This is a genomic window from Agrococcus baldri, from assembly GCA_900114805.1.
Lineage (GTDB): Bacteria > Actinomycetota > Actinomycetes > Actinomycetales > Microbacteriaceae > Agrococcus > Agrococcus baldri.
Genome location: FOZN01000002.1, coordinates 106707 through 126916, shown reverse-complemented (window position 1 = coordinate 126916; position 20210 = coordinate 106707). Strand labels below are relative to the sequence as shown.

Below are 20210 nucleotides of genomic sequence, written 5' to 3'. Positions count from 1 at the left end.
CTTGGAGCTCGAGCTCGGCGGCTACCTGCTGATCGCCCTCGCCGCCGTCGGCGGTGGGGCGATCAACGCGGCGGCCGGCGGCGGCACGCTCATCACCTTCCCGGCGATGCTCGCCGCGGGCATGAGCCCGCTCGCGGCGAACATGACCTCGTCGATCGGCATGCTCTTCGGCACCCTCGGCGGTGCCTGGAGCTATCGCGCCGAGCTGCGCCGCCAGCGCCGCCGCTTCGTCGTCAACGCGCCCTTCGCGGCCATCGGCGGGGCGCTCGGTGCGGTGCTGCTGCTCCTGACCCCCTCCGACGCCTTCACCGATATCGTGCCGTGGCTCGTGCTCGCGGCCGCTGCCCTGTTCGCCGTGCAGCCGCTGATCGCGAAGCGACTCAAGCGCGACCCGGCCGACGGCTTCGACACCGAATCCTCCGGCGGCTGGTCCACGAAGGCGTCGTTCGTGCTGATCGGCATCTACGGCTCCTACTTCGGCGCCGGCATCGGCGTCATGATGCTCGCGATGCTCGGCCTGCTCATCCACGACTCGCTGCAGCACCACAATGCGCTGAAGAACATCGTGGCCGGCGTCATCAACGGCACGGGTGCCGTCATCTTGGCGTTCTCGCCGCTCGTGCACTGGGGCGTCGTGCTGCTCATGCTCGCGGCCTCGCTCGTCGGCGGCCTCGCAGGCGGCTGGCTCTCGCGCCGCGTCCCGTCCTGGGTGCTGCGCGTGATCGTCATCGGCTTCGCGCTCGGGGTGGCGCTCACGATGCTGCTGGTCTGACGCGCCTGCGGTGGCTCGCCGATTGTGAACCGCCTGTGAGCGAGGGATGGTTGGCTCGGTGGGACAGCCGAGCGCGCCACCCGCGCATCGGGTCACGGGTTGCAGAGGAGCGAGCGCATGCTCGGAAGCCGATTCGCGCGCGCGACGCTCGTCGTCGCGGCACTGCTGGTCACGACCGCCTGCTCGACGGCGCCGCCGCCAGCACCCGATCCGGCCCCGCCGGGCGAGCCGAGCGGCTCCGCTCCGGCACCCGATCCCGCCCCGTCGGCAGCGGCCGTCGATGAGCGGAGCGCATCGGAGCGGGCGCTCGACTGCCTGCCGGGCCGGTGGCAGGTCGATCCCGCCAGTCCAGCCTGGGACGTGCCCGCAGGGGACGCCGATGAGGTCTCCGGCACCTTCTCGGTCGTGTTCGACGGCGCCGGCGGATTCGGCCTCGAGTATCACCAGTGGCGCATCTTCACCGAGATCAGGGACGGCACCGGCTCCTCCGTCGAGGTCATCTGGGACGGCACGCTGATCGGGGAGTACACGGTCGGCCAGGACGGGCTGGTCGCGACCTCCCCGATCGACTCGGATGTGACGACCACCTCCACGATGACCACCGCCGGCATCGTCGAGACGGACGTGACCGACGTCGAGCGGCAGCCGGTGCCGGTGCAGTACCGATGCGACGGCGACCGGCTGACCGGCATCGTGGCCGGCGAGGGCGTCGAAGCCGGCGACACGTGGGTCGTCTACGACTTCGCCGAGCAGCTGTAGCGGCCCGCGCGGCCCGGCTACTGCAGCGCTGAGGTGAGCCGGGCGATCGAGTCGAAGGCCTGCGCGATGCGGGGCCGCGCCATCCACGCGTCCAGGGTGAGCTGCGACGACTGCAGCCGGTACCCATCCGCCATGCCCTGCAGCTGCGCGACCATCGACGCGCCCTCGATGAGCATCGACACCTCGAAGTTCAGGCCGAACGAGCGCATGTCGATGTTCGACGAGCCGATCACCGAGACGTGCTCGTCGAAGGTCATGAACTTCGAGTGCAGCACGGTCGGCTTCGCGAACAGGGTGATCTTCACGCCCGCCCGCAGCAGCTCCTCGTAGTACGAGCGCTGCGCGTGGTACGTCCAGAACTGGTCGCCGATCTCGCTGGCGAACAGCTCGACCTCGATGCCGCGCAGCGCAGCCGAGGTGATCGCATAGCGCATCGCCTCGTCGGGCACGAAGTAGGGGCTGACGATCGTGATGCGCCGCTCGGCCGCGTGCACCAGCTCGAGGAAGATGCGCAGGTTGATCTCGCCCTCGAAGCCGGGCCCTGATGGCACGACGGATGCGTTGAGGTCGCCGTGGCTCTCGGGCGTCTCGGTGGCGAGTTCCACCAGCTCGTTCGTCTCGGCCCACCAGTCCGACCAGAAGAGCACGCCGAGCGCGCGCACGGGCTGGCCGGTGAACTCGACCCAGGTGTCGCGCCACTGCAGACCGCGGCGGATGTTCTTGCGCCACAGGTAGGAGGGGTCGATGAGGTTGAGCGAACCGGTGAAGCCGACGCGGCCGTCGATCACGACGAGCTTGCGGTGATTGCGCAGGTCGAGCCGCTGCCACTGGCCTTTCCACGGCCGCAGCGGCAGCATGTCGCGCAGCTCGGCGCCCATCGCCTCGAGCCTCGCGACGGTCTCCTTGCGGCGCGGGTAGCGCACGCTCGTCAGATGGTCGACGAGCACGCGAACGGTGACGCCGCGTGCGGCCGCCCGCTCCAGCGCGGCGAAGAACACCTCGGTGCGCTCGGAGGCGACGATCAGGTAGAACTCCACGTGCACGAAGCGCTCTGCCTCATCGATGCGGCGGGCCATGGCCTCGAGCTGCGAGTCGAACTCGCCCCACACAACCGCCTCGGTGGGGCCGACGTGCGGCATCGACGAGAGCGTGCGGTTGAGCGCCACGACCCCGGGCAGCCACTCGGGGCTGACCGGCAGCGGCTCGACGTCGTCGATGTCGAGGGTGCTCTCGCCGATGAGCTCCTGGATGGCCGCCATCTTCTTGCGGCGGCCGGCGGAGAGCCGGTTGTTGCCGAGCAGACCGAAGATGATCCAGCCCGCGATGGGCTGGATCATGATGATCAGCAGCCAGGCGATGGCGGAGGCGGGCCTGCGGTTGTAGGGCACGACCACGATGGCCGCCAGCCGCAGCGCGACGTCGACCGTGATGAAGAGCGCTGTGAGCGCCTGGGTGAGGGTCAGCTCCACGGGGTCACGATGGGCACGCCGTGCTCAGCGGAAGTTGAGGAACTGCAGATCGATGTCGAAGTCGCCACCCTTGAGCAGCTGGATCGTGGCCTGCAGGTCGTCGCGGCTCTTCGAGCTCACGCGCACCTCATCGCCCTGGATCTGGCTCTTGACCGACTTCGGCCCCTGCTCGCGGATGAGCTTCGTGACCTTCTTGCCGTCCTCGGTCGAGATGCCGTCCTTCAGGCCGATCTCGATGCGGAACTCCTTGCCCGAGGGGTAGGGGTCGCCCTGCTCGAGCATCTTGAGCTCGATGCCGCGCTTGATGAACTTCGTCTGGACGACGTCGAGCACCGCCTTCACGCGCTCCTCCGAGGTCGCCTTCAGCAGCACCTTGTCGCCGCTCCAGGAGACGTCGGCACCGACGCCCTTGAAGTCGTAGCGCTGCTCGACCTCCTTGCGCGCCTGGTTGACGGCGTTCTCCGCCTCCATCTTGTCGACCTTGCTGACCACATCGAACGAGGAATCTGCCATGCCCCGATCCTACGCATCCTCACCGCGAGCCGCCGATCTCCGGGCGCTGGACCCCTCCGAGATCCGGGGTCCCGTTCCAGCGGGTCCCCGGATCCGGAACCGGTCCGCGATCGGGGTCGCTGCGCGAACGACGAAGCCCCGCTCGGTGGCGGGGCTTCGGAACGTGGCGAGTGAGGGATTCGAACCCCCGAAGGCTGAGCCGTCTGATTTACAGTCAGATCCCTTTGGCCGCTTGGGTAACTCGCCGTGGCCAGGCATGGCCGTCGTCCAGCATACATGGCACGAAGCACGTCAGACGATCTCAGCGGCCGTCGCTGCGCGGGGATAGATTCGAGGCATGAGCGAGCTCCACGACCTGCTCGTCGGCCTCGCCGTCGACGCCGCCACCCTCGCCAGGAGCCGCCGCGAGGCCGGCGTCACGATCGCCGCCAGCAAGTCGAGCCTGGTCGACATCGTCACCGAGGCCGACCGCGAGGTCGAGCGGCTCGTGGTCGAGCGCATCCGCACCGCCCGTCCCGACGACGGCATCCTCGGCGAGGAGGGCACCAGCATCTCGGGCACCTCCGGGCTCACCTGGGTGATCGACCCGATCGACGGCACGGTCAACTACCTCTACGACATCCCCGCCTACGCGGTCTCGATCGCGCTGGTGGAGGGCGATCCGGACCCGAAGACCTGGCGCGCCATCTCGGGCGCGGTCGTCGACGCGGCGACCGGCTCGCTGTACGAGGCGCAGCGCGGCGCCGGTGCCATGCAGGACGGACGCGAGATCAGGGTGGCGGATGCGGTGCCCGCCGAGGTCGCACTGGTGGGCACAGGGTTCGGGTACGACGCGCAGCGCCGTGAGCGGCAGGCCGCCGTGGTGCAGGGGCTGATCGGCTCGGTGCGCGACATCCGCCGGATCGGCTCGGCGGCGCTCGATCTCGCGTTCGTCGCGAGCGGCAGGCTGAACGGGTACTTCGAGCGCGGCCTGCAGCCGTGGGACATGGCGGCCGGCGCGCTGCTGGTGGAGGAGGCGGGCGGCCGCGTGCGCGGCTGGGATGGCGGCCCCGCCAGCAGCGACTTCCTGCTCGCAGCAGCGCCGGCGCTCGCCGACGAGCTGGCTGCGCTGCTCGCGCCGCTGCGCCCGCACGAGGTGTAGTCGGCCGCTGCGTCCACCCGCAAGAGCGCAGCCCTTGCGACACCGTTATCATTCCGTTATATTCGACTGTCGGACATCGCGAAGTGGCGCCCCCAGCGCGTCCTTTGCGCCTGACTGCCGGTTCATGCGAATATCGAACACGGCAAGGCCGCCACTCGCCCGTTGGAGCGATGTCCGGTCCCATTCCACCCAGATCTGTAGGACGGCCGAAGCGTGACTCACCCCACTCGACGAGCACTGCGCTCGTCTGCTGTGGACGCCGCACGACCCGTGAATGCACCGATCCCCACGCGCCGGCAGCTGCGCGATCGTGAGCGTGCCGCTGAGGCGATCGCGCTCACCGCGAGCGAGGCGCGCGCCGCCGAGCGAGTCTCCGTCGTGCAGGGCTCTGCCCCGCTGTACACGAGCCGCCGCGCGATGCGGGAGGCCGCGACCCGCGTCGCCCGCGACCTGACGGTCAACGTCGCCGAGCAGACCTACACGGCCCCGATCATCACCGTCGACGCGCCCTCGCTCGGCAACGGCGGCGACAGCGTGCCCGGCGTTCGACCGGCTCGACCCTTCGCGCCCCGCGTCGTGCGGCAGCTGCCGACGGCGCCGCCCTCGAGGCCCACCCGCAGCGTGCGGCGCATCGCGCAGAAGATCACGGCCGGCGGCGCGCTGCTGTTCATCGGCTCGCTCGTGGTCGTCACCTCGCTGCCCGCGCAGGCCGTGCAGCCCGCCGCGGGCATCGATCCCGAGGTCGCGCAGATCCACGACGTGCAGACGCTCGAGAGCGTGTCGGCGGAGACCACCAGCTACTTCGCTCGCGACGACATCGTGGTGAACGACCAGGTCGCCGCCGCCCGGATGTCGACCGGCGAGCGCGCGGCATACCAGGCGGTCGCCGACGGCGAGACGCCAGGCGCCTCCTACACGGGGGATCCCGCGTTCCCGCAGGTGTGGCAGATGCTCAACACGGGCTTCGTGCAGACGCCCTTCCCGACCATGGACCAGGTGCCCATGTCCAGCCAGTTCGGCTACCGGCCGGGCGGCTTCCACGGCGGCAGCGACCTGACGCCGGGCATCGGCACCGATGTGCGCCCGATCGCCAACGGCGTCGTCTCGGCCGTCTGGCAGGGCAACAACCCGGGCGGCGGCGGCTACGCCGTCTTCATCGACCACAACATCGACGGCCAGTTCGTGCAGTCCTGGTACGCGCACATGCTGCCCGGCTCGATCAACGTCGAGGTCGGCCAGGTCGTCGACATCTCCGACATCATCGGCCAGGTCGGCAACTCGGGCCGCTCGACGGGCCCCCACCTGCACCTCGAGCTCAAGAACCATGACTACGTCTCGTTCGACCCGATGCTGTGGCTGCAGACGCGCGACATGAACCTCGAGTACCGCTGAGCCTCCAGCACTGCGAGACCTCCAGACGCGAAGAAGCCCGGCCGCTCGGCCGGGCTTCTCGCGTCGATGGGCCTAGCTCGTCTTGACCCACACCACCTCGTCGGCGGCGAGCGAGGCCGCATCCAGCGGCGACGAGGTCAGCAGGATCTCGCCGCGCGGCACATCCACCGCGTCGTGCCCCAGGTTCGCCACCACCGTCACGGTGCCGTTGCGGAACGCCAGCGCGGTCGGGCCGACATCCAGCCACTCCAGCTCGCCCCTGCCGAGGGCGAGCTCGCGCCGCAGTCGCAGCGCGAGGCGGTACATCTCGAGCGTCGAGCCGGCGACATCCGCCTGCGTGTCGCGAGCGAGCGCCGCCCACTCGGGCGGTTGCGGCAGCCAGCTCTCGCCGGTGCCGCTGAAGCCGTAGGCGGGCGCGTCGGCCTCCCACGGGATCGGCACGCGGCATCCGTCGCGGCCCCACAGCTCGCCCTGCGTGCGCGCGAAGGTCGGGTCCTGCCGCTGCTCGGGCTCGATCGCCGTCACCTCCGGCAGGCCGAGCTCCTCGCCCTGGTAGACGTAGGCGCCGCCGGGCAGCGCGAGCATGAGGGCGGTCGCCGCGCGGCCGCGCCGCAGCGACACCGTCGGGTCGGCCTTCGACTCGGACGTCGGCCCGATGCCGGCGCCGTGGGGCGGCGGCGGCACCAGTGCCAGGCGGGTGCGGTGCCGGATGGTGTCGTGGTTCGAGAGCACCCAGGTCGGGGGAGCGCCGACGGCGCCGAAGGCCTCGATCGACTCGTCGATCACCTGCCGCAGCTGCTTCGCGTTCCACGGCGTCTCGAGGTAGACGAAGTTGAACGCCTGGTGCATCTCGTCGGGCCGCACGAAGCGGGCCATCTTCTCGAGCGGCTGCACCCATGCCTCAGCGCACAGCACCCGGTCGCCTTCGTACTCCTCGAGCACCTCGTGCCAGCGGCGGTAGATCTCGTGCACGTGCTCCTGGCCGAAGTACGGCGAGTCCATCGAGCCGGCGGCCACCATCTCCTCGTCGACGTCGGGCAGCCCCTCGGCCTTCGCGTTGCCGTGGGCGACGTCGACGCGGAAGCCGTCGACACCGCGGTCGAGCCAGAAGCGCAGCACGTCGACGAACATGTCGCCGACCTCCGGGTGGTTCCAGTCGAAGTCGGGCTGCGAGGTGTCGAACAGGTGCAGGTACCACTCGCCGTCCGCCACCCGGGTCCATGCGGGCCCGCCGAAGACGCTCTGCCAGTTGTTCGGCGGCTGCTCGCCGTCGGCGCCCTTGCCCTCGCGGAAGATGTAGCGCCTGCGGGCGTCGCTCCCGGGCCCTGCCGCCAGCGCCTCCTGGAACCACTCGTGCTGGTCGGAGGAGTGGTTGGGCACCAGGTCGACGATCACCCGCAGGCCGAGCCCGTGGGCCGTCTCGAGCATCCGGTCGAAGTCGTCGAGGGTGCCGAAGAGCGGATCGACGTCGCGGTAGTCGGCCACGTCGTAGCCGGCGTCCTTCTGCGGCGAGCGGTAGAAGGGGCTGAGCCAGATGGCGTCGACGCCCAGCTCGGCCACCTGCGGCAGGCGCGAGGCGATGCCGGCCAGGTCGCCGATGCCGTCGCCGGAGGCGTCGGCGAAGGAGCGCGGGTAGATCTGGTAGATGACGGCGGAGCGCCACCACTCGGCGCCGGGGGCGCTGGCGGTCTCGGGCGCGACGGGCTGCGTCGAGGGATTAGTCATGCGCCCAGGCTATGCGGATGCGTTGGCTCGCGCACCAGGGCAGGGTCCGGCCCGCGGGCCCACGGCGCCGCGGCGCGGCACGAATGTCACGACTTGCCAACGATTGCCGCGCAGGTCGTGCGGCGACTTGCGCGTGCATGCGCCCTGCGGCCACTATGAGCCGGGCCTTGCCGCCGACGCCCGTCGGGGGAGGCGCCCCTACAGCTGAAGGAAGGCACCATGAAGCACAGCAGCCTCATGAAGGCGGTCGGCGTCGGCGCACTCGCGCTCACGCTCGCGGCATGCTCGGGCGGCGGCACGCCCGCACCCACGGAGGGCGGCGGCGAGTCCGAGGCGCCCCAGGCGGGTGGCGAGCTCGTCATCTGGATGGACCAGAACCGCGCGGATGCGCTCGAGGACGTCGTCGCGACGTTCGAGGAGGAGACGGGCACCACCGTCGAGGTGATCGTGAAGGACTTCGGCGCGATCCGCGACGATCTGACGACCCAGGCCCCCTCCGGCGAGGGCCCCGACGTCGTCGTGGGCGCGCACGACTGGATCGGCAAGCTCGTGCAGAACGGTGTCATCGCCCCGGTCGAGCTCGGCGACATCGCCGGCGACTTCGAGGACGTCTCGATCCAGGCCATGACCTACAACGGCTCGGTCTACGGCGTGCCCGTCTCGATCGAGAACATCGCGCTGGTGCGCAACACCGACCTCGCGCCCGAGGCGCCGGCCACGTGGGACGAGCTGGTCTCCACCGGTGAGGCCGCCGTCGCTGCCGGCGACGCCGAGTTCCCGCTGCTGGTCGGCATCGACCCGAACAACGCCGACCCGTACCACCTGTACCCGATGCAGGCATCGTTCGGCGGCCCGGTGTTCGGCATGAACGAGGACGGCTCCTACAACCCCGACGATCTGCAGATCGGCAACGAGGGCAACGTCGAGTTCGCCGGCGCGCTCGCGGAGTGGGGCGCATCCGGCCTCATCAACCTCAACATCTCGCAGGACATCGCCAAGGAGCAGTTCGCGAACGGCGCCTCGCCGTACACGATCACCGGTCCCTGGAACCTCACCGCCTTCGAGGAGGCGGGCGTGAACTACGCGATCAGCGAGATCCCTTCGGCCGGTGGCGAGCCCGCCACCCCGTTCGTCGGTGTGCAGGGCTTCATGGTCTCGCAGTACGCGAACAACCCGATCGTCGCGGCGCAGTTCCTCACCGAGTACATCGCCAGCGACGAGGCGCAGACGGCCATCTTCGAGTCCGGTCAGCGCGCGCCCGCGCTCTCCTCGGCCTTCGAGGCTGCGCAGTCGAACGAGGATGTCGCCGCCTACGGCGCCGTCGGCGCCGAGGGCGTGCCGATGCCGAACATCCCCGAGATGGACGCCCTGTGGGCCGACTGGGGCACGACCGAGGCGCAGATCATCAGCGGCGACGCCGCTGACCCGGCTGCAGCCTGGACGTCGATGGCCGAGAAGATCCAGAGCACGCTCGACGGCTGATCCTGATGATCCGGCGGCCGGCTCCTGGCGGGGCCGGCCGCCGCATCCTCTGCCCCACCCCGCCTGAGGCTCAGGCAGTCCGATCGCCTACGAGGAGACCGAGTGACGACGACGTCCGCAGCCGAGCGCCCCACGGCGCCGAAGCGAGGCATTCACCATCAGCCGCCGAGCATGAAGGTGCTCGTCGTCAAGATCCTGCTGCTCGCCATCGTCGACGCCGTCACGGTCTTCGCGATGACGGCGCTGTTCTTCCAGCGCGACTGGCTGGTGCTCACGATCGTCGCGCTGGCGACGCTGCTGGTCAACGTCATCTACCTCAACCCCGGCATGCTGCCGGCGAAGTACCTGACGCCGGGGCTGATCTTCCTCGCCCTCTTCCAGGTCTTCGTCATCGGCTACTCGATGTACATCGCCTTCACCAACTACGGCGACGGGCACAACTCCACGAAGGATGACGCGGTCGCCGCGCTCATCTCCCAGAACACCGTGCGCGTGGAGGGCTCACCTGCCTACCGCGTGCAGGTCGTCGAGGGGCTGCCGGGCCTCGGGCTGCTCGCGACCGCTCCCGACGGCCGAGTGCTGGTCGGCACCGCCGAGCAGCCGCTCGAGCCCGTCGACCCCGGTGCCGTCACGATGGACGGCCAGCGCGCGACGGCCGTCGATGGCTGGACCAGCCTGCAGCTGCAGGACGTGCTGCAGCGGCAGCAGGAGATCGCGTCGCTGCAGGTGCCGCTCAGCGACGACCTCAACGACGGTTTTCTGCGCACCACGGATGCGACGAACGGCTACGTCTTCCAGTCGACCTACGTCTTCGACGAGGACGCCGACACGATGACCGACACCGTGAGCGGCACCGTCTACCGCGACCTGGGCGAGGGGCAGTTCCAGAGCGACGACGGGCAGGTGCTGCGCACCGGCTGGCAGGTCGGCGTCGGCTTCGAGAACTTCCTCTACCCGTTCCAGAATCAGAAGTTCGGCGAGGCGCTCATCTGGGTGACGATCTGGACCTTCGCCTTCGCGGTGCTCTCGGTCGGGCTCTCGTTCTTCCTCGGCCTGTTCCTGGCCCTCACCCTCAACGACCCCCGCATGCGCTCGCGGAAGGTCTACCGGGTGCTCTCGATCCTCCCGTACGCGTTCCCGTCGTTCCTGTCGGCACTGGTCTGGCTCGGCCTGTTCAACACCGAGTTCGGATTCTTCAACGAGGTGCTGTTCGGCTCCGCCGACATCCCCTGGCTCACCGAGCCCTGGCTGGGCAAGTTCTCGGTGCTGCTGGTGAACATTTGGCTCGGCTTCCCCTACATGTTCCTGGTCTGCATGGGGGCGCTGCAGTCGATCCCGGAGGAGCTGACCGAGGCCGCCACCGTCGACGGCGCCAACGGGTTCCAGGTCTTCGGCCGCATCAAGTTCCCGCTGCTGCTGGTCTCGACCGCGCCGCTGCTGATCTCGTCGTTCGCCTTCAACTTCAACAACTTCAACATCATCTACATGCTCACCAGGGGTGGGCCGCGAATGGCAGGGGTCGACGAGAACGTCGGCCACACCGATCTGCTGATCACGCTGGTCTACAAGACCGCGTTCGAGGCGGGCACGCGCGACTACGGCCTGGCCTCCGCGCTCGCGATCATCATCTTCATCATCGTGGCCGCCGTCTCGGCGATCTCCTTCCGCCAGACGAAGGCATTGGAGGATCTGAACTGATGAGCATCGACATCGATCCCATCGCCACCGACGAGCCGGAGCAGGCGCCACGCAAGGTGGTCCAGCCCAAGATGAGCTTCCGCAAGTGGGCGCGCGAGCTCGGCTGGCGCCATCTGATCGGCATCGCGGTGGTCATCTTCGCGACCTTCCCGATCATCTACGTGCTGAGCGCATCGCTGAACCCCACCGGCACGCTCACCGGCTCGAACGAGCTGTTCCGCAACCTCTCGTTCGAGAACTACGTCGACCTCTTCAGCGACCCCCGCCGGCCGTACGCGGCGTGGTTCATGAACACGATGATCGTCGGCATAGCGACATCCGTCGGCACCGTCTTCCTCGGCGCGCTGGCCGCCTACGCGTTCAGCCGGATGCGCTTCACCGGCCGTCGCGTCGGGCTGCTGAGCCTCATCCTCGTGCAGATGTTCCCGCAGCTGCTCGCCGTGGTCGCCATCTACCTGCTGATGCGCGGCATCAGCGACATCTTCCCGTTCATCGGCCTCGACTCCCTCATCGGCCTGATCATGGTCTACCTGGGTGGCGCGCTGGGCGTGAACACGTACCTCATGTACGGCTTCTTCAACACCATCCCCGCCTCCATCGACGAGGCCGCGAAGATCGACGGCGCCGGTCACGCCCGCATCTTCTTCACCATCATCCTGCGCCTGGTCGCGCCCATCCTTGCCGTGGTCGGGCTCCTGTCGTTCATCGGCACCACCAGCGAGTTCGTGATCTCGTCGACGCTGCTGACCAGCCCCGACAGGCTCACTCTCGCGGTCGGGCTGTTCCGGTACGTCTCCGAGGAGACGAACTCGAATTACCCGATCTTCGCGGCCGGCGCCGTGATCGCGGCGATCCCGGTGATGGCGCTGTTCCTCTACTTGCAGAAGTACATCGTCGGCGGGCTCACCGCCGGTGCCGTCAAGTAACCACCTGCCGCAGAGGCGCGGCCTGTGGCAAAGTGGGGCCGTCCCACGAGCACCGCGGCAGGAAGCAGGCAGGCGATGACCGTCACCAAGGCACCGATCGACCGGGGTCGGTTCTCGAACAAGACCGTCTTCATCATGGCCGCGATCGGCTCGGCGGTCGGACTCGGCAACATCTGGCGCTTCCCCTACGTCGCCTACGAGGGCGGCGGCGGGGCGTTCATCCTGCCGTACCTGGTGGCGCTGCTGGTCGCCGGCATCCCGCTGCTGCTGCTCGACTACGCCGTTGGCCACTCCCAGCGCGGCTCGGCCCCGCTGTCCTTCGCGCGCATCTCGCGCAAGCTCGAGTGGATCGGCTGGTGGCAGGTCGCCATCTGCGTCGTCATCGCCGTCTACTACGCCGCGATCCTGGCGTGGGCGATCCAGTACACCGGCTTCTCCTTCACGCAGGCGTGGGGCGACGACCCGGAGACGTTCCTGTTCCAGGAGTTCCTGCAGGCCGGCGATCCGGGCGTGACCCTCCAGTTCGTGCCCGCGGTGCTGATCCCCATGGTGATCATGTGGATCGTCACCATCGCGATCATGGCCCTCGGGGTGCAGAAGGGCGTCGGGGCGACATCCGTCATCTTCATCCCGATCCTGCTGATCGTCTTCATCGCCCTGGTCGTCCAGGCGCTCATGCTTCCCGGCGCCATGGAGGGGCTGCAGACCCTGTTCCAACCCGACTGGGCAGCGCTCGCGAACCCGGCGGTGTGGGCGAGCGCCTTCGGTCAGATCTTCTTCTCGCTCTCGGTCGGCTTCGGCATCATGATCACCTATGCCAGCTACGTCGGCCGCAAGGTCGACATGACCGGCTCGGGCTTCGTGGTGGGCTTCGCCAACTCCGGCTTCGAGCTGCTCTGCGGCATCGGCGTCTTCTCGGCGCTCGGCTTCCTCGCGCAGTCCTCCGGCCTCGCGGTCGCCGACGTGGTCGCCGACGGCATCGGCCTCGCGTTCGTCGCCTTCCCCGCGATCATCTCGCAGGCTCCCCTGGGGGCGCTGCTGGGCGTGCTGTTCTTCGTCTCGCTCGTGCTCGCGGGCTTCACGTCGCTGATCTCGATCCTCGAGGTGGTCATCTCGGCCGTGCGCGACAAGCTCGAGCTCGGCCGCGTGCAGGCGACGCTCATCGTCACCATCCCGCTCGCGCTGATCAGCATCCTGCTGTTCTCCACCACCAGCGGCGTCTACGTGCTCGACATCGCCGACTACTTCATCAACCGCTTCGGCATCCTGCTCGCTGCCCTGGTGGCGATGGTCGCCATCGCGTGGGGTGTGCGCAAGGTGCCCTGGTTCGCCGATCACATGAGCCGCTACGGCTCGATCAGGCTGGGCGCCTGGTGGCGGGTGCTGGTGATGTTCGTCACGCCGATCGCTCTCGTGATCATGCTCGTGCAGGAGACGATCACCGCGATCACCGTGCCCTACGAGGGCTACCCGGCCTGGATGCTCGGGCTGTTCGGCTGGGGCGTTGCGGCTGCCGCGATCGTCGCCGGCATCCTGCTCTCGCTGACCAGATGGAAGCCGTCGACGCCGATGGAGGCGCCGGAGCGCGACGAGGAGGTGGTCCGATGAGCGGCGACGCCGTTGCGATGATGGTCCTGGCGATGGTGGTCCTGTGGGGCGGCCTGGGCGCTGCGATCGTGAACATCGTGCGCTTCAAGGGTCGCGAGCCGCAGGAGTCGATGCGCGACCTGTGACGCGGATGCCCTAGCGTGGTCGGGTGCTCCAGCCCCACCACGACGGTTCTGCCCTCCACGTCTCGACCCTGACGCCCGCCCTCGGCGAGACCGTCAGGGTGCGCCTGCGCATCCCGGTCGCCCACGACACCCCGCTCGAGGTGCTCGTGCGCTCGAACCCCGACCGCGAGCCCTTCTTCAACAAGGCCGTGCACATCGGCTCCGTCGGTGCCTACGACTGGTGGGAGGCCGAGATCCGGGTCGCGAACCCGGTGCACCGCTACCGCTGGCTGGTGCACTACGAGTCCGGCCACACCGACTGGATCAACCAGGAGGGCGTGCAGGGCATCGAGACCCGCGACGACGCCGACTTCGCGCTCGTGGCGCACGAGCCGCCCCCGGCGTGGGCGACGGATGCGGTGCTCTACCAGGTCTTCCCCGATCGCTTCGCGCGCTCTGCGGATGCCGACAGGCATCCGGTCCCTGCCTGGGCACAGCGAGCCGACTGGGACGAGCCGGTGATCGGCTCGGGCCCTGGCGTCTCGACGCAGCTCTACGGCGGCGACCTGCCGGGCATCGAGGCGCACCTCGACCACCTCGTCGAGCTCGGCGCCACCGTGCTCTACCTGACCCCGGTCTTCCCCGGCGCCTCGAACCACCGCTACAACGCCTCGACCTTCGACCACGTCGACCCGCTGCTGGGCGGCGACGAGGCGCTCGTCTCGCTGGTCGAGGCGGCGCACGCGCGCGGGCTCAAGGTGCTCGGCGACCTCACCAGCAACCACACGGGTGACACGCACGCGTGGTTCGTGGCGGCGCAGGGCGATGCGACGGCACCGGAGCGCGACTTCTACTACTTCCACGAGGGCGGCACCTACGCGGCCTGGCTCGGGCACGGCTCGCTGCCGAAGCTGAACTGGAACTCGCAGGAGCTGCGCGATCGGTTCATCGAGGGGCCTGACTCGGTGGTCGGCAAGTGGCTGCGGCCGCCCTACTCGTTCGACGGCTGGCGCATCGACGTGGCGAACATGACCGGCCGCTACGAGGCCGACGACCTGAACGCCGAGGTGCGGCAGATCATCCGCCGCACCATGATCGACATCAACCCCGACACGCTGCTGCTGGGAGAGTCGACCAACGACGCGACGGATGACTTCCAGGGCGACGCGTGGCACGGCGCGATGACCTATGCGAACTTCACCCGGCCCGTGTGGGGCTGGCTGTCGGTGCCGGGGTCCGCGGCGTTCGGCGGCCTCGGCATGGCGCGCTCGGTCATCCCCTCGTACACGGGCGTCGACCTGCACGCGCAGCACCAGCGGTTCATCGCGGGCATCCCGTGGCGCACGCGCCTGCACAACATGAACGCGCTCGACACGCACGACACCCCGCGCTTCGCGACCAACGCGCTGCCTGGCGCCGTGCCGGCGGCGCTCGGCATGGCGGTGTCGCTGCCGGGCATCCCGGTCGTGTGGGCGGGCGACGAGCTCGGCCTGACGGGCGTGAACGGCGAGGACTCGCGCACGCCCATGCCGTGGGAGTCGCTCGCCGAGCATGCCGACTCGATCGAGCTCTACCGCGAGCTGCTGGCGCTGCGCGCGGCCCAGCCGGCCCTGCGGGGCGGGGGGATGCGGTGGCTGCACGTGGGCGAGGAGGTGCTCGTCTGGGTGCGCGAGTGCGCCGAGTCGAGCGTGCTGTGCGTCGCCGCCCGCGGCTTCTACGACGTCGTGCTCGAGGAGGGCGACGTGTGGCTCGAGGGCGAGCCGGAGCGGCTCTTCGGCGACGGCGGGGTGAGCCTGTTCGGCGACAGTGGGCTGCGGCTGACGGGCGCGGGCCCCGCGTTCGCGGCGTGGTCGCTGCCGGGCGTCGAGGTGCCGAGCACCGACGACCACGAGGAGCTCGCGCAGCAGGCGCTGCTGGACGAGAACGCCTCGCAGGACGCCGCGCTGTCGCACGGCGAGCCGGCGGCGCCGACGCTCACCGCAGCCTGGAGCAAGGACACCGTGCTTCCCGAACCGGCCGACCCGTTGGTCGAGTAGGGCGCGCGGCGCGCGCATCGAGACTCAGGTCCCCCCAGACTCCGTCGTTCAGACGGGCGCCTGGTTCGGCAACGCGATTATCGGCGGTATCCAGCCAATGACCCGTCTGGGGAACGGGATGACCGCGAGCTAGGCTCCAGCGCGCATCCTGGCCCAGATGTCCCGCAGCGACCAGTCGAGCCGCGGCTGCTGGAAGACGTAGCCCGACGCCAGCAGCTTCCCGGGCGAGACCCAGCGGCTCTTGAGCAGCAGCTCGCTCTCGGTGCGCAGCAGCCAGGTGGCTGGCTCCAGCACGAAGCGCGGCGCGGGGATGCCGATCGGCATGCCGACGGTCTGCCGCAGCAGCCGCATCAGCTCGGCGTTCGTCGACGCCTCCGGCGCTGCGAAGTTCACCGGCCCGGTGATCGAGGGCGTCGCCTCGATATGCCGCACCGCGCCCACCACGTCGTCGATGTGGATCCACGAGAAGCGCTGCCGACCGCGCGTGCCGCGCCCGCGACTGGGCGCCCTCGCCTCCTCGCTGCCGCGGTCGGCTGCGAGGCTGCGGTAGCGGTCGTGCGCGAACCACCAGCCGTCGATCTGCGGCCCGCCGAGCCCCAGCCGCGCAAGCCGGAACAGCAGCCGGGTCGCCTCGCTGTCGTGCCCCAGTGCGATCGTCGTGCGCATCGCCGCCCTGCGCGTCGCCGGCGCATCGGCGAGCTCGAACTCGCGCTCCCAGGCCCGCGCGACATCCTCCGAGAAGCCCTGCTGGCCGGTGGGGTCGTCCTCGGTGTGCGCGTGGGTGGTGGAGTGCGAGTAGGCGGTGGCGGTCGACTGGTTCAGCCAGAGCGCCGGGGGAGCGGCCGAGCGGGCGACTGCTTCGCCGAGCTCGCGCGTGGTCTCCACCCGTGAGCGCAGGATCTCGTTCCTGGACGCATCGTCGTAGCGCGCATGCACCGGCTTGCCTGCCAGGTTGATGAGCAGTGCTGCGCCGTCGAGCACCCGGGTGAGGCCGTCTGCATCGCCCCACACCGCATCCGCCGCACGGCCTCTGCCGATGGTGCGCACGGAGCGGCCCTCTTGCCGGAAGGCGGCGCTCAGGTGGCTGCCGATGAAGCCCGATGCCCCAGCGATGACGACGTCGGTCATGCTGCCTCCCAGTGTGCGATGGCGTTCCTCCCGATGCTATGATCGTTCGGTTGCCTACGCGGCATCGCCCCGATAGCTCAGTGGTAGAGCACTTCCATGGTAAGGAAGGGGTCGCGAGTTCAATCCTCGCTCGGGGCTCGCGCTTGCTTGATGCCTCGTGCTTGGGTGAGCGTATCTGGCGGGGTAGCTCAGTTGGTGAGAGCGCACGACTCATAATCGTGAGGTCGCGGGTTCGAACCCCGCCCTCGCTACCGTCAGGGAAGGCCCGGCTTCGGTCGGGCCTTCTGCGTTCCCGCCGGCGCCGACGGCCGCTGGATGCGCCGCGATCCGGGGGCTTCACCTCGGTTCACTACGGATGTAGTATTCGCGCATCGCGGGCCGTGGGGCCCGCGCCAGAGGAAGAGGACGACGATGTCCATGGAGACCGCGACGCGCCCCGCCGAGCACGGCTGGCCCACGCCGACGCATCCGTACGTCACCGACGGCGGCCTGGAGACCGACCTGATCTTCAACCACCACGTCGACTTGCCGCACTTCGCCGCCTACCCGCTGCTGCGCAGCGAGCGCGGCCGGGCGCTGCTGGCGACCTACTTCGCCGCCTACGCGGCGCTCGCGCATCGCTTCGGCACGGGGCTGCTGCTCGAGACGCCGACCTGGCGCGCCAACCCGGACTGGGGCGCGCGGCTCGGCGACAGCCGCCGCCAGCTCTACGACGCGAACGTGCACGCCGTGCGAGAGCTGCATCAGCTGCGCGATGCCTACGACGTCGACGACGTGCTTGTCAGCGGAGCGATCGGCCCGCGCCACGACGCCTACGCGCCGACGCAGCCGATGGATCCCGGTGCCTCGCAGGTCTACCACGAGCAGCAGGTGGGCGCCTTCGCCGAGGCCGGTGCCGACCTCGTCACCGCCTTCACGCTCACCGACCCCGGCGAGGCGATCGGCATCGCGCGCGCGGCCTACTTCCACGGACTGCCCGTGGTCATCGGCTTCACCGTCGAGACCGACGGCCGCATGCGCGACGGCACGACCCTGGCGCAGGCGATCGGCACCGTCGACCGCGAGGCGCACGTGCTGCACTACATGATCAACTGCGCGCACCCCGAGCACGTCGACGGCGCCCTCGAGGAGGGCGGCGCGTGGCGAGACCGGATCGGGAGCGTGCGCTACAACGCGTCGACCCAGAGCCACGCAGAGCTCGACGCGGCCGAGCACCTCGACGCCGGCGACACCGCGCTGCTGCGCAGCGGGCATGACGCGCTGCGCCCGCTGCTGCCGCGGCTGTCGGTCGTCGGGGGCTGCTGCGGTACCGACGCGCGCCACGTCGCGGCCCTCTGGGAGGAGCGCGCGCCCGCGCAGCGCGTCCCCGCCTAGACTGTCCGCGTGCCAGTGAACCCCGAGCTCCAGGGCAGGCAGTACCCGCCCACAGCCCCCTACCTCGTCGGGCGCGAGAAGGTGCGCGAGTTCGCGCGCGCCGTGCAGGCCACGCACGCCGAGCACCTCGACGTCGAGGCCGCGCGCGCCGCCGGCCACGCCGACGTGATCGCGCCGCCCACCTTCCCGATCGTCATCCAGCAGCTCACCTGGAACCAGCTGCTCGACGATCCGGAGGCCGGCATCGTGCTCGAGCGCATCGTGCACGGCGACCAGCGCTTCACCGCCACCCGCCCGATCGTCGCGGGCGACGAGCTCACCGCGCAGCTGACGGTGACGCGCGTGCGCTCGCTCGGCGGCAACGACATGGTCACGTGCGAGACCGAGGTGACGGATGCGTCGGGCGCCCACGTGGTGACCGCCACGTCGTCGCTCGTGGTCGCGGGGGAGGCGGCATGAGCGGCATCGAGGCGGTGCAGTTCGAGCCGCAGCTCGAGGTCGGCCAGGTGGTCGCGGAGCGGGAGCTGCGCTTCACGCGCGACAGCCTGGTGCGCTACGCCGGCGCCTCGGGCGACTTCAACGCCATCCACTACCGCGACGACGTCGCCGCGGCTGTCGGGCTTCCGGGCGTGCTTGCGCACGGCATGCTGACGATGGGCGCCGCCGTGCAGCCGGTCATCGACTGGGCCGGCCCCGCGCGCATCCTCGACTACCAGGTGCGCTTCACCCGCCCCGTGGTCGTCGACCAGGAGACGGGTGCGACCCTGCACGTGCTCGCGAAGGTCGGGCAGCTGGGCGAGGGCACCGCACGCATCGACCTGACCGTCAGCGCGGGCGAGCAGACCGTGCTCGGCAAGGCGCAGGTCGTCGTCGCGATCGATCGATGAGGGCGGGCGCAGTGAGCGACAGCCGCAGCACCCCGCGCACCCTCGCGGCGGCCACCACCATGCAGGTCGGCGGCGAGGTCGCGACCTGGGTGGAGGCGACCACGCGCGACGAGATCGCGAGCACCTACGCCGCCGCCCTCGACGACGACTACACGCCGCACCTGCTGCTCGGCGGCGGCTCGAACACCGTCGCCTCGTCCGAGCCCTTCGACGGGACGGTCCTGCGGGTCGCGACCCGAGGCATCCGCACCCTGCCCGCCGCGCAGCGGCCGCATCGCCCTGCCGGGGAGGAGCCGCCGAGCGACGACTCGGTGGTGCTGCGCGTCGAGGCCGGGGAGTCGTGGGATGCGCTGGTCGCGCAGACGGTCGCCGACGGACTGGCCGGACTCGAGGCGCTCAGCGGCATCCCCGGCTCGGTCGGTGCCGCACCGATCCAGAACATCGGCGCGTACGGGCAGGAGGTCGCCTCGACGCTGCTCGGCATCGAGCTGCTCACACTCGACGATGCGAGCGGCGACCTGATGGTGCGCGAGGTGCCGGCGTCGGAGCTGCGGCTCGGCTACCGCGACTCGGCGATCAAGCGGGGCGTGCTGCGGGGCGTCGTGCTCTCGGCCGACCTCCGGCTGCGCCGAACGCCCGACGGGCGGAGCCAGCCGGTGGCCTACCAGCAGCTCGCGACCGCGCTCGGCGTCGAGATCGGCACCCGCGTGCCGCTCCAGGATGTGCGCGCCTCGGTGCTCGAGCTGCGGCGCTCGAAGGGCATGGTGCTCTCGGACGACCCCGACTCGGTGAGCGCCGGCTCCTTCTTCACGAACCCCATCGTCTCCGCCCGCTTCGCGAGCGCGCTGCCCGTGGATGCGCCGCGCTGGTCGGTCTCGCCGCAGCCCTCCGCGACGGTGCTGCCGCTCGACCCCGACACTCCCGCCGGCGCGGGCGTGCCCTCGCTCGACCGGCCGGTGCCGCAGGTGAAGCTCTCGGCCGCCTGGCTCATCGAGCACTCCGGCGTCACCCGCGGCTTCGCGCTGCCGGGCTCGCGAGCCGCCGTCTCGTCGAAGCACACCCTCGCGCTCACCAACCGCGGCGGAGCGACCGGCGAGCAGGTGGCCGAGCTCGCGCGCTTCGTGCAGGCGCGGGTCGAGAACCAGTTCGGCGTGCACCTGGTGCCCGAGCCGGTGCTGGTCGGCCTGCCGCTCTGA

General features: G+C 70.1%; 18 protein-coding genes and 3 tRNA genes. 16 read left to right on the top strand and 5 right to left on the bottom strand.

Going from position 1 to position 20210, the window contains the following annotated elements:
• Position 1: 1 nt before the first annotated feature.
• Together BM288_RS04680 and BM288_RS04675 are read left to right on the top strand one after the other, a co-directional pair.
• The gene (locus tag BM288_RS04680; RefSeq protein ID WP_092916451.1) at positions 2 to 772 is read left to right on the top strand and encodes a sulfite exporter TauE/SafE family protein; all 771 of its coding nucleotides are present in this window, start codon (positions 2 to 4) and stop codon (positions 770 to 772) included.
• Between the two features lie 117 nt (positions 773 to 889).
• Positions 890 to 1531 carry a hypothetical protein gene (locus BM288_RS04675; protein WP_092916449.1) on the top strand — a complete coding sequence of 214 codons (642 nt, stop codon included), beginning with the start codon at positions 890 to 892 and terminating at the stop codon, positions 1529 to 1531.
• A gap of 17 nt (positions 1532 to 1548) precedes the next feature.
• Here the strand turns inward: BM288_RS04675 and BM288_RS04670 are convergent, their stop codons facing one another.
• The 3 genes from BM288_RS04670 to BM288_RS04660 form a co-directional block, all read right to left on the bottom strand.
• A complete protein-coding gene (locus tag BM288_RS04670) occupies positions 1549 to 3000 on the bottom strand; it encodes a phospholipase D-like domain-containing protein (protein ID WP_177220255.1) in 1452 nt (483 codons plus the stop codon).
• A 24-nt stretch (positions 3001 to 3024) separates the two neighbouring features.
• Positions 3025 to 3513: a YajQ family cyclic di-GMP-binding protein gene (locus BM288_RS04665; protein ID WP_092916447.1), complete on the bottom strand. Its 489-nt coding sequence runs from the start codon at positions 3511 to 3513 to the stop codon at positions 3025 to 3027.
• Between the two features lie 164 nt (positions 3514 to 3677).
• Positions 3678 to 3759: transfer RNA gene (locus BM288_RS04660), tRNA-Tyr, on the bottom strand.
• Positions 3760 to 3850: 91 nt separating this feature from the next.
• Here BM288_RS04660 and BM288_RS04655 point away from each other — a divergent pair.
• Positions 3851 to 4654 (top strand): inositol monophosphatase family protein, encoded by an 804-nt coding sequence (locus BM288_RS04655; RefSeq protein ID WP_092916445.1) that lies wholly within the window; start codon positions 3851 to 3853, stop codon positions 4652 to 4654.
• Positions 4655 to 4924: 270 nt separating this feature from the next.
• Positions 4925 to 6046, top strand: a complete 1122-nt coding sequence (locus tag BM288_RS04650; RefSeq protein ID WP_143103023.1) for a M23 family metallopeptidase — start codon at positions 4925 to 4927, stop codon at positions 6044 to 6046.
• Positions 6047 to 6118: 72 nt separating this feature from the next.
• Here BM288_RS04650 and BM288_RS04645 read toward each other — a convergent pair whose 3' ends face one another.
• The gene (locus BM288_RS04645; RefSeq protein ID WP_092916441.1) at positions 6119 to 7771 is read right to left on the bottom strand and encodes a glycoside hydrolase family 13 protein; all 1653 of its coding nucleotides are present in this window, start codon (positions 7769 to 7771) and stop codon (positions 6119 to 6121) included.
• A gap of 219 nt (positions 7772 to 7990) precedes the next feature.
• Between BM288_RS04645 and BM288_RS04640 the strand changes: the two genes are divergently transcribed.
• From BM288_RS04640 to BM288_RS04620, 6 genes are all read left to right on the top strand, one after another.
• Complete coding sequence (locus BM288_RS04640; RefSeq protein ID WP_092916439.1) at positions 7991 to 9253, top strand: sugar ABC transporter substrate-binding protein; 1263 nt, start codon at positions 7991 to 7993, stop codon at positions 9251 to 9253.
• Between the two features lie 171 nt (positions 9254 to 9424).
• Positions 9425 to 10951, top strand: a complete 1527-nt coding sequence (locus BM288_RS04635) for an ABC transporter permease subunit (RefSeq protein WP_092916437.1) — start codon at positions 9425 to 9427, stop codon at positions 10949 to 10951.
• Between the two features lie 71 nt (positions 10952 to 11022).
• A complete protein-coding gene (locus tag BM288_RS04630) occupies positions 11023 to 11877 on the top strand; it encodes a sugar ABC transporter permease (RefSeq protein ID WP_318255419.1) in 855 nt (284 codons plus the stop codon).
• A gap of 75 nt (positions 11878 to 11952) precedes the next feature.
• On the top strand, positions 11953 to 13485 hold the full coding sequence (locus BM288_RS04625) for a sodium-dependent transporter (protein ID WP_092916433.1): 1533 nt from the start codon (positions 11953 to 11955) through the stop codon (positions 13483 to 13485).
• Positions 13482 to 13610 carry a methionine/alanine import family NSS transporter small subunit gene (locus tag BM288_RS14255; protein ID WP_177220254.1) on the top strand — a complete coding sequence of 43 codons (129 nt, stop codon included), beginning with the start codon at positions 13482 to 13484 and terminating at the stop codon, positions 13608 to 13610. The genes BM288_RS04625 and BM288_RS14255 overlap by 4 nt, the downstream gene beginning before the upstream one ends.
• 23 nt (positions 13611 to 13633) lie before the next feature.
• Positions 13634 to 15625 (top strand): glycoside hydrolase family 13 protein, encoded by a 1992-nt coding sequence (locus tag BM288_RS04620; RefSeq protein WP_092916430.1) that lies wholly within the window; start codon positions 13634 to 13636, stop codon positions 15623 to 15625.
• A gap of 129 nt (positions 15626 to 15754) precedes the next feature.
• Here the strand turns inward: BM288_RS04620 and BM288_RS04615 are convergent, their stop codons facing one another.
• A complete protein-coding gene (locus BM288_RS04615; protein WP_092916428.1) occupies positions 15755 to 16753 on the bottom strand; it encodes an epimerase in 999 nt (332 codons plus the stop codon).
• Between the two features lie 66 nt (positions 16754 to 16819).
• Between BM288_RS04615 and BM288_RS04610 the strand changes: the two genes are divergently transcribed.
• From BM288_RS04610 to BM288_RS04585, 6 genes are all read left to right on the top strand, one after another.
• Positions 16820 to 16891, top strand: a tRNA-Thr gene (locus BM288_RS04610).
• Positions 16892 to 16930: 39 nt separating this feature from the next.
• Positions 16931 to 17004: transfer RNA gene (locus BM288_RS04605), tRNA-Met, on the top strand.
• Between the two features lie 166 nt (positions 17005 to 17170).
• A complete protein-coding gene (locus tag BM288_RS04600) occupies positions 17171 to 18127 on the top strand; it encodes a homocysteine S-methyltransferase family protein (RefSeq protein ID WP_092916426.1) in 957 nt (318 codons plus the stop codon).
• 9 nt (positions 18128 to 18136) lie between these two features.
• Positions 18137 to 18586 carry an FAS1-like dehydratase domain-containing protein gene (locus tag BM288_RS04595; protein WP_092916424.1) on the top strand — a complete coding sequence of 150 codons (450 nt, stop codon included), beginning with the start codon at positions 18137 to 18139 and terminating at the stop codon, positions 18584 to 18586.
• Entirely contained in the window at positions 18583 to 19014 is a 432-nt protein-coding gene (locus BM288_RS04590) for a MaoC/PaaZ C-terminal domain-containing protein (protein ID WP_092916422.1), read from the top strand. Before BM288_RS04595 ends, BM288_RS04590 begins: the two co-directional genes overlap by 4 nt.
• Positions 19011 to 20210, top strand: a complete 1200-nt coding sequence (locus BM288_RS04585; RefSeq protein ID WP_092916420.1) for a UDP-N-acetylmuramate dehydrogenase — start codon at positions 19011 to 19013, stop codon at positions 20208 to 20210. Before BM288_RS04590 ends, BM288_RS04585 begins: the two co-directional genes overlap by 4 nt.